This window comes from Microbulbifer sp., assembly GCF_051659245.1.
Taxonomy (GTDB): domain Bacteria; phylum Pseudomonadota; class Gammaproteobacteria; order Pseudomonadales; family Cellvibrionaceae; genus Microbulbifer.
This window is the reverse complement of the sequence record NZ_JBOFOC010000206.1, coordinates 19,172-27,036: the sequence shown is the minus strand read 5'-3', so window position 1 is coordinate 27,036 and position 7,865 is coordinate 19,172. Positions and strand designations below refer to the sequence as shown.

The window sequence follows — 7,865 nt, the reverse complement described above, 5'->3', positions numbered from 1 at the left end:
GAACCACAGATCGCGGCCATGGGCCGCTCCTACAGGGAAACCGCTTTAGGGTTACCACAGCCACTATGAAGGACATTCTCAAATCGGAAAAGCTGCACGGCGTCTGCTACGAAATCCGCGGCCCGGTCATGGAGGCGGCCTACCGCATGGAGGAAGAGGGCCACCGCATCTTCAAGCTGAATATCGGCAACCCGGCCCCCTTCGGTTTCGACGCCCCGGATGAGATTATCCAGGATGTGATCCACAACCTGTCCCAGGCCCAGGGCTACGTGGAATCCAAGGGCCTGTTCGCCGCCCGCAAGGCCATTATGCAGGAGTGCCAGACCCTGGGCATCGAGGGTGTGGACATCGACGATGTCTACCTGGGCAACGGCGTCTCCGAGCTGATCTCCATGGCCACCCAGGCACTGCTCAACAACGGCGACGAACTGCTGCTGCCGATGCCCAACTATCCCCTGTGGATGGCCGCCACCAACCTCACCGGCGCACACCCGGTGCTTTACCGCTGCGACGAACAGGCGGACTGGCTGCCGGATATCGACGATATCAAGGCCAAGATCACCCCGCGCACCCGCGGCATCGTGGTCATCAACCCCAACAATCCCACCGGCGCCGTGTATCCCCGCGCGCTGCTGGAGGAAATTGTAGAACTCGCACGGGCGCACGACCTGGTGATCTTCGCCGACGAGATCTACAGCAAGATCCTCTACGACGACGCGGAGTTCACCCCCCTGGCCAAACTGGCGGAGGATGTACTCTGCCTGAGCTTCAACGGTCTCTCCAAGTCCTACCGGCTGGCGGGCTTCCGCTCCGGCTGGATGATTGTCAGTGGCGCCAAGCACCGCGCCCGCGGCTTCCTGGAGGGCATGGATATCCTCTCCTCCATGCGTCTGTGCGGCAATGTACCGGCGATGTTCGCGGTGCAGACGGCCCTCGGCGGCTACCAGAGCATCAACGACCTGGTGCTCCCCGGCGGCCGCCTGCGAGAGCAGCGGGACCTGGCCTGCCACATGCTGAACGATATCCCCGGGGTCAGCTGTGTCAAACCCAGCGGGGCCATTTACCTGTTCCCGAAACTGCACCTGGACAGGCACCGCATCGACGACGACGAACACTTCGTGCTGGAATTCCTGCGTCAGGAAAAAATCCTGCTGGTGCAGGGCAGCGCCTTCCACTGGGACGCGCCGGACCACCTGCGCATCGTCTTCCTGCCCCGGGTCGACGACCTGTCCCACGCCATCGGCCGCCTGGGGGAATTCCTGGAGCGCTACTCAGCCCGATGATGGACGATCTGCATATCCACGACTTTTACAAAGACGCCGGGCGGATACTGCTGGCGCTGTACAACCAGTTCCCCGCCCCGGCCACCGTCTATGTGGAAGACATTGCCGGGCCGGACACCCCGGACGAGTTCGGGCTGCATTCCCCCCGCCACTTGGCCTGCCTCGGGGCGCTCAGCTGGCTGAAGCAGTACGGCTATATCCACTTCTCCCAACTGGTGCGCCAGGAGGCGGTGGAGGAAGCGGTGCTGAGCCACCGGGGATTTTTGCTGCTGGTCAGCCGGGACGGCGGCGGCCAGAGCAATGCAAAGTTGCTGCACGATACGGTGCGCGACGGTTCCTCGCCGCAGTTGCAGGAACTGATGGAGCATTTGATGCGGGAGTTTCACACCCTGTAGGAGCGGGCCGTGCCCGCGATCGAACTATCTTCGTAGTGCAGACCGGTCGCGGGCATGGCCCGCTCCTACAAGGTGTCGGGGAACGTTTTCAGCGCCGCGTCCGCGTCTCGATCGGGAAAATCCGGACTCTATGGAGCGTTTGATGCGGGAATTTCACACCCTGTAGGAGCGGCGGGGCGGCCATCCGCCGTGCCCGCGATAGGCCTCGCTACGTAGCAAAGTCCGATCGCGGGCATGGCCCGCTCCTACAAGGTATCGGGGAAAGATGCCGTCGGGGGAAAAAGTGCCGGGGAACGTTATTTGCGGAATTTGACGTGCAGCATCTTCAAGGCCGCATCCGGGTCGCGGTCGGGAAAATCCGGATTCTGCGGCAGGCGCTCCACCACCTCATAGCGGCTGTCCGCCCGCCCGATCAACTCGCGGAAATGCGCTTCGCTGTGGCGCGGCGAGTTGAGCACCACCAGCAGGTCCGCCTCCTGTGCCAGGCAACCGGGCAGTTGCTTCAATAGTTTTTCGTAATTCTCGTTCACATCGAAGCGGCCCTTCTGCCGTGTGGGCGGATCGACGACCGCCAGTTGGAAGGGCCCGCGGCGGTCGAAGCGGTTGAATTCGCGCAGGGCATCCAACTGCAGAAATTTGATTCCCTTCAAAGGCAGCTTGTTGAACAGGTGATTTTCCCGGCCGCGCTTGAGCACGCCGCGATTCACATCGATATTCACTACCTCCACTTCGCCGGCGGCGCGCGCCACCGCGGAAAAGGCGCAGGTGAAGGCGAACAGGTTGAGCAGTTTGAGGCCGCCTTCCCCGCCGGCGCGCTCCCGTACCCGCTGCTCCAGCCATCGGCGCCCGGGCTCGATATCGAGGAAGAAACCCACGTTCTGCCGCGCGAAGGTCAGCGGAAATTTGAGATCGCCGCGGCGCGCCACCGGTTCCATCACCGGCTGGCCGCAGGGCCAGTCCACCGGTGCGCCCGGCAGGTAGCGGCGCTGCGTTGCCAGGCCGAGATAGCCGCGGGGCTCAGCCAGTTGCCAGAGCTGCTCGCACAGCTCCGCCTCCCTCTCCTGTTCTTCGAAAAAGGTAACCAGCAGCGCCGGGGAAAAGCTGTCCACGCAAACCTGCTCCAGCCCCGGATAACAGCGGCCGCGGCCGTGAAACAGGCGCCGGCTGTCCGCGCCCGCCTCCGCCAGCTTTGCTCCCACTTGCGCCAACAAGCTGTCCCAACTCACCATCTTACCCCACCAATGCGTTGTAGGAGCCTGCTTGCAGGCGATAAGTGCGGGCGAGAAACTCGGTGTCGCCATCCATGGCGCGACCCAGCGCGTTCGATCCGGCCCCGGCCTCGCCATCCCTGGCGAGTCGCCAAAACACGCACAAAGCTGCGCTTTGTTAACGCGCGCTTTGGCCCTGCAAGCAGGCTCCTACAGGGAAAAGTTTCCATCATTAAAGGTTTCCGTTACTGAGCGGGTAAAGAATCGCATCCCGGTAACCGGTGATCACGCGGATAAAGCCGCTCCAGCTCTCGTCCAGGGCCGCGTCGCCGCTGTCGATCAACAGCGGGCGGCCATTCAGTTCGGTAATCTTGGTCTTGGTGGCCACAGCCACCAGGTTGTCCCGGCCCACCGCGCGCAGCACCGCGGGGGAGAACTGCTGGTTGCCGCGGCCGATCAGGTGGCCCTGGCCGCCGATGGCGGTGAGGATGATTTTTGCCGGTCCCTGGTGTTCGGCGAGCGCCCCCTCGATATCCGCCGCACTCACATCCGCGGCAATCACCTCGCCCCCGCGCAGCAGGTCCACCCCCAGCAGGGTGCCCTCGCGGCCCATCTCCCCGAGTATCGCCAGGGTGGTGGAGCCGGGGCCAAAGATATAGAGGGTGTCCGGGTCCAGTTCCTCCACCACCTCCGCGGCGATATCCGCCACCGCCAGTTCCTCCACCTCGCGGCCGGCATTTTTCACCGCCTGCAGGAAATGTCCCTCTTCCGGCGCCAGCAATTCGCCGTAGTAGCGGGTGCTCACCCGGCCCTCGCGGAAGGATTTCTCGTCGATATCGCGCACTTCCCGCTCACGCAGGTCCACCAGTTGCCCGGCCATCAGCCGCCGCAGCACCTCGCCACCGGCCCTGGGGGAAATCGCGAAGCAGGCGGAGTGCATCTTCACCCCGGCGGGAATACCCAGCACCGGGAAATCGCTGCCCAGGGCATTGACCATATTGCGCGCGGTGCCGTCGCCGCCGGCGAAGATAATCAGGTCCGCGCTGGCGTCGCGGATCGCCCGCGCGGCGCGCTCGCTGTCCTCTGGGATGGAGGGTTCGGTCGGGGCCCCGCCCACCACGGTCGCCCGAAAGCCCAGGTCCCGGGCCACCGTTTCTCCCATGGCCCCGGAGAAGCAGAGGATCTCCAATTGATCACGAAACGGCTGCAGAGCCTCCAGCGCCGTGGCCGCGCGCTTCTGCGCCTGGGGCTCGGCGCCGGCGGCCAGGGCCTGCTCGACGGTTTTCGCGCCGTCGCTGCCCTTGAGCCCCGCCGGGCCGCCGACGCCGGCCCAGGGGTTGATGATCAGTCCGAGCCTCTTGAGTTTCACTGCAGCCCCAGTATCGCCAGTTGGCGCCGTTCGTCTTCGCTGAGGGCGGCGTCTTCGATTCGGTAGTGGGAGAACTCCAGCCGCTCCGGGTATTCCCGGCGCAGCTGGTCGAAGGCTTTCGCCATCGGCAGAGGGCCCCGCGCGGCAGCGCGCAGGCGCTGGTCGTCGGTGCGGGGGTCGTAGATTTGCAGCAGCAGGTCCGGGACTCGGGACTCGGGACTCGGGACTCGGGAACGGAGGGCTAATGTCTCTGTAGGAGCGGTCCGGCCGGGAGCGGCCCATGGCCGCGATCGGCCTTGCGGATCTTCCAAACGCTGATCGCGGCCATGGGCCGCTCCTACAGGGGGCGGTAATTCCACAACACCGAGTCCCGAGTCCCGAGTCCCGAGTCCCGATCTATCCAACGCCTCCCGCACCATCCGCGTCCCCGCCAGCTTGCCGTCCAGGCTGTACCCGGCGATATGCGGCGTGCCGATATCCACCAGTTCCAGCAATTCGGTATCGATATCCGGCTCGTTTTCCCAGACGTCCAGTACCGTCCGGATGCGCTTGCCGCGCCGCAACTCCCTCAGCAGCGCGCGATTGTCCACCACCGCGCCGCGGCCGGCGCTGATCAACACCGCGCCCTGCCCGATTTGCGCCAGCTGTTCGGCGCCGATCAGGTGCAGGCTGGGGTGGGGCCCGCCTTTGACCAGCGGTGCGTGCAGGCAGATCACCTCCTGGCGCAGTACGGTTTCCAGGTCCGCACTGTCGGGATTGTCCGGCAGCCAGGGGTCGTAGACGGCGCAGGGGATGCCCAGCGCGCGCAGGCGCCGCTGCAGCAGGCCGCCCACATTGCCGCAACCGACGATGCCGAAGCGGCGCCCCTCTTTATTATTGAGCCGCGGCGCCCAGTCGACTCCCAGCGCCGCGAGCGCGCAGAAGACGTATTCCACCACCGAGTTGGCGTTGCAGCCGGGGGCGGCGCTCCAGGCGATGCCCCGGGCTTCCAGCCAGTCCGTATCCAGGTGATCGGTGCCGATGGTGCAACTGCCCACAAAACGCACCGGGGTGTCGGCCAGCAGCGCCTCGTCCACCCGGGTGACGGAGCGAACCAGCAGGATATCCGCATCCTTTAACTGCCCGCGCTCCAGGCCGCGCCCGGGGACGCGCACTATCTCGCCCAGGTCGGAGAAGGTTTCCTCCAGCGCCGGGATATTCTCATCGGCGACTATCTTCAGTCCGCTCACACCGCCTCCATTTCCACTGACGCCAGGCGTCGGATTTTGCCATTCAGGCCGCCGATACCGAATTCCTCCGCCAGGGCGCAGGCCAGCCCGATATCCGGCTGCTTCCAGACCAGAGCCCCTGCGCCGATATCCAGCGGCACATATTCTTCCAGGCTGGCCAGGCGCCGGGCCAGCCGGATCTGCGCCGCGTGTTCCTCAAGCCGCTCTGCAATACCAGCGGCGCCGCGCAGGGGCAGCGCCGCCACTTCCCGCGGCCGGGCGAGCAGGGATTCCACGTCGCCGAAGGTCTCCAGCAGGCGCGCGGCGGTCTTGCGCCCGATGCCGGGCACACCGGGGATATCGTCGCTGCTGTCGCCCACCAGGGCCAGGTAGTCGGCGATCTGCACCGGCCGCACGCCGAATTTGGCCAGGATATCGGCCTCCCCCATTTGCTTGTCCGCGGCGAAGTCCCAAAGCGTGGCGGCGCCTCTGGCCAGCAACTGGCCCAGGTCCTTGTCGCGGCTGACGATCACCGGGCGCTGCCCGGCGCAGATGCGGGTCAGGGTGGCGAGGATATCGTCCGCCTCGAAGCGCTCGCTGGCGAAACTGGCGATGCCCAGGGCCTCCGCCATCTCCCGGCAGGCCGCCAGCTGGAAAGCCAAAGCCTCGTCCGGCAGGGCGCGGCTGCACTTGTAGTCCGGGTAGAGTTCGTTGCGAAAGCAGCTGCCCAGGGATTCGTCGAAGGCGCAGGCGATTGACGCCGGTCGCCGCGCCAGCAACTCCAGCAGGAAGTTGCTAAAGCCGTAGACCGCCTCGGTGGCATAGCCGGAGCGGCTCACCCAGTTGGGCGGCAGGGCGAAATAGTAGCGGAAGATATAGACGGAGGCGTCAATCAGATAGGTGGCGCTCATGCCAGCTCCGCCAGTTGGTAGTGCCGCGGGTCCATCGGGTCCGGCCGCCCGAACTCCCGTGCCAGGGCCAGGGCGAATCCCCGGGCCCGGCTGTTCATCCCCTCCTCGCAATACTTCCGCACCTGCCGCCAGATACCCTCCTTGAAGGCGTCGCTGGGGCCGAGGCCGCTGTGCAGGTTGTCGGCGCTGGCGCGGAACCGCAGGCCGCAGGCGCGGGCGAAGATCCACTCCAGCGCCTGGGGCTTCACTTCCACCCGCTCGAACTCCCGCTGCTGCTCAGCGCTGCGCCCGTCCGGGGCGTACCAGTAGCCGTAGTCCGGCAGCAGACGCCGCCGCTCCCCGGCCACGCACCAGTGGGCCGCCTCATGCAGGGCACTGGCCGGGTAATCCCGGGTGAACTCGATGCGATGGTGCGGACACGCCGCTCCCGCCGGCCGGTAGTAGGGCTCCTCGAAGCCGCCGCACAGGCGGGTATTGAGTGCAGCGGCAAAACAGCGGTTGAACACCCCGGCGATACGCTCCGTGACTGGGTGTTCCGCTTCGGTAATGGATAGGGCTGGCAAGGTTTGCTCCGGCGTAGAAATCAGCGCGGGCAAACTATACCAGCGCCACCATTGTGATCAAAAGCCAGGCCAGCGATAACCAACCGATCTAAGAGGCGAGTTGTATTTCGGTAAACCAGCATATACCTTTAGTCACAGGGAACCTGGAACAGGCCCCCACCCGGTCCCGGGTTCCCCAGGGGGGGAATAAGCAGTTCAACGCCCTCCTGTACCACAACCGGCCCTGCAAGGAGGTGCTCTATGACCGACCACAGCGTCAGCAACGTGGTTGACCTCTTCACCGGCGAGCCGATCGAAACTTCTGCGAGCAGGCGCTTCATCCGCCTTTCGCCGGAGCTAGACGGCTTGGAAATGCTCTACTCCAACAGCTCCAGCGGCTCTGACCTCTACAGCCTGAAAATCCTGTGCTGGGGCCTCAAAGCGAATGGCGAGGTCGTCGGCCTCGTTCCCTGGTTGAATGCCATCGTCCCCTGCCCGGACATCAAGGACCCCTTGGACGGGCGCTTCGAAGGCTACTACGATCCAGGCATCGAGGAGATCTTCCACGATGCTCCCATCCACAAAATCGTCGAATTGGAGACGGCGGCGGAGTATTTCGAGTTTGAAAACAGCCGGGCCGAGGAAGTGATGCAGGAGATCCCCGATACCATCGGCACCCACGGGGTGTTTATGGACGCCCAGCGGGAAAACCTCACGCTCACCGAGGTCGTCAGCTGGCGGTTGTATGCCAACGGCGATATTCACGGCATGCTGATCGACCACGACAATGTGGAAACCACGCCGGTGTTACCCGGCGATCACTGCCTCTATCCGGCACAGGAGGCGGAGGGTTTTCGCTACTTCTTCCAGCACCACATCGCCAACAAGATCAAATCCGAGGACCCGGAAGCGCTGGCTGCCATTGCGGCGCTGGTGACTTCTCCTTAAC

The 7,865-nt window shown here is 64.9% G+C and carries 9 protein-coding genes; 3 read left to right on the top strand and 6 right to left on the bottom strand.

The features are described 5' to 3' along the window. The first annotated feature begins 65 nt into the window (after positions 1-65). Together ACRC0P_RS19230 and ACRC0P_RS19225 are read left to right on the top strand one after the other, a co-directional pair. Complete coding sequence (locus tag ACRC0P_RS19230; RefSeq protein WP_438632926.1) at positions 66-1,283, top strand: pyridoxal phosphate-dependent aminotransferase; 1,218 nt, start codon at positions 66-68, stop codon at positions 1,281-1,283. Beyond that, positions 1,280-1,678: a hypothetical protein gene (locus ACRC0P_RS19225; RefSeq protein ID WP_438632925.1), complete on the top strand. Its 399-nt coding sequence runs from the start codon at positions 1,280-1,282 to the stop codon at positions 1,676-1,678. The genes ACRC0P_RS19230 and ACRC0P_RS19225 overlap by 4 nt, the downstream gene beginning before the upstream one ends. 296 nt (positions 1,679-1,974) lie before the next feature. Here ACRC0P_RS19225 and ACRC0P_RS19220 read toward each other — a convergent pair whose 3' ends face one another. The 6 genes from ACRC0P_RS19220 to ACRC0P_RS19195 all read right to left on the bottom strand — a co-directional run bounded on the left by ACRC0P_RS19220 (position 1,975) and on the right by ACRC0P_RS19195 (position 6,937). Continuing rightward, entirely contained in the window at positions 1,975-2,907 is a 933-nt protein-coding gene (locus tag ACRC0P_RS19220; protein ID WP_438632924.1) for a class I SAM-dependent methyltransferase, read from the bottom strand. 1 nt (position 2,908) lies between these two features. Next, a complete protein-coding gene (locus ACRC0P_RS19215; RefSeq protein WP_438632923.1) occupies positions 2,909-3,046 on the bottom strand; it encodes a hypothetical protein in 138 nt (45 codons plus the stop codon). 72 nt (positions 3,047-3,118) lie between these two features. Next, entirely contained in the window at positions 3,119-4,255 is a 1,137-nt protein-coding gene (locus ACRC0P_RS19210) for an ATP-NAD kinase family protein (RefSeq protein WP_438632922.1), read from the bottom strand. Beyond that, on the bottom strand, positions 4,252-5,484 hold the full coding sequence (locus ACRC0P_RS19205; protein WP_438632921.1) for a 4-phosphoerythronate dehydrogenase: 1,233 nt from the start codon (positions 5,482-5,484) through the stop codon (positions 4,252-4,254). Before ACRC0P_RS19205 ends, ACRC0P_RS19210 begins: the two co-directional genes overlap by 4 nt. After that, positions 5,481-6,374: a 5'-3' exonuclease gene (locus tag ACRC0P_RS19200; RefSeq protein WP_438632920.1), complete on the bottom strand. Its 894-nt coding sequence runs from the start codon at positions 6,372-6,374 to the stop codon at positions 5,481-5,483. The genes ACRC0P_RS19205 and ACRC0P_RS19200 overlap by 4 nt, the downstream gene beginning before the upstream one ends. Then, a complete protein-coding gene (locus tag ACRC0P_RS19195) occupies positions 6,371-6,937 on the bottom strand; it encodes an elongation factor P hydroxylase (protein WP_438632919.1) in 567 nt (188 codons plus the stop codon). The genes ACRC0P_RS19200 and ACRC0P_RS19195 overlap by 4 nt, the downstream gene beginning before the upstream one ends. 240 nt (positions 6,938-7,177) lie before the next feature. On the opposite strand from ACRC0P_RS19195, the gene ACRC0P_RS19190 reads away from it, so the two are divergent. After that, complete coding sequence (locus tag ACRC0P_RS19190; protein ID WP_438632918.1) at positions 7,178-7,864, top strand: hypothetical protein; 687 nt, start codon at positions 7,178-7,180, stop codon at positions 7,862-7,864. Position 7,865 lies beyond the last annotated feature (1 nt).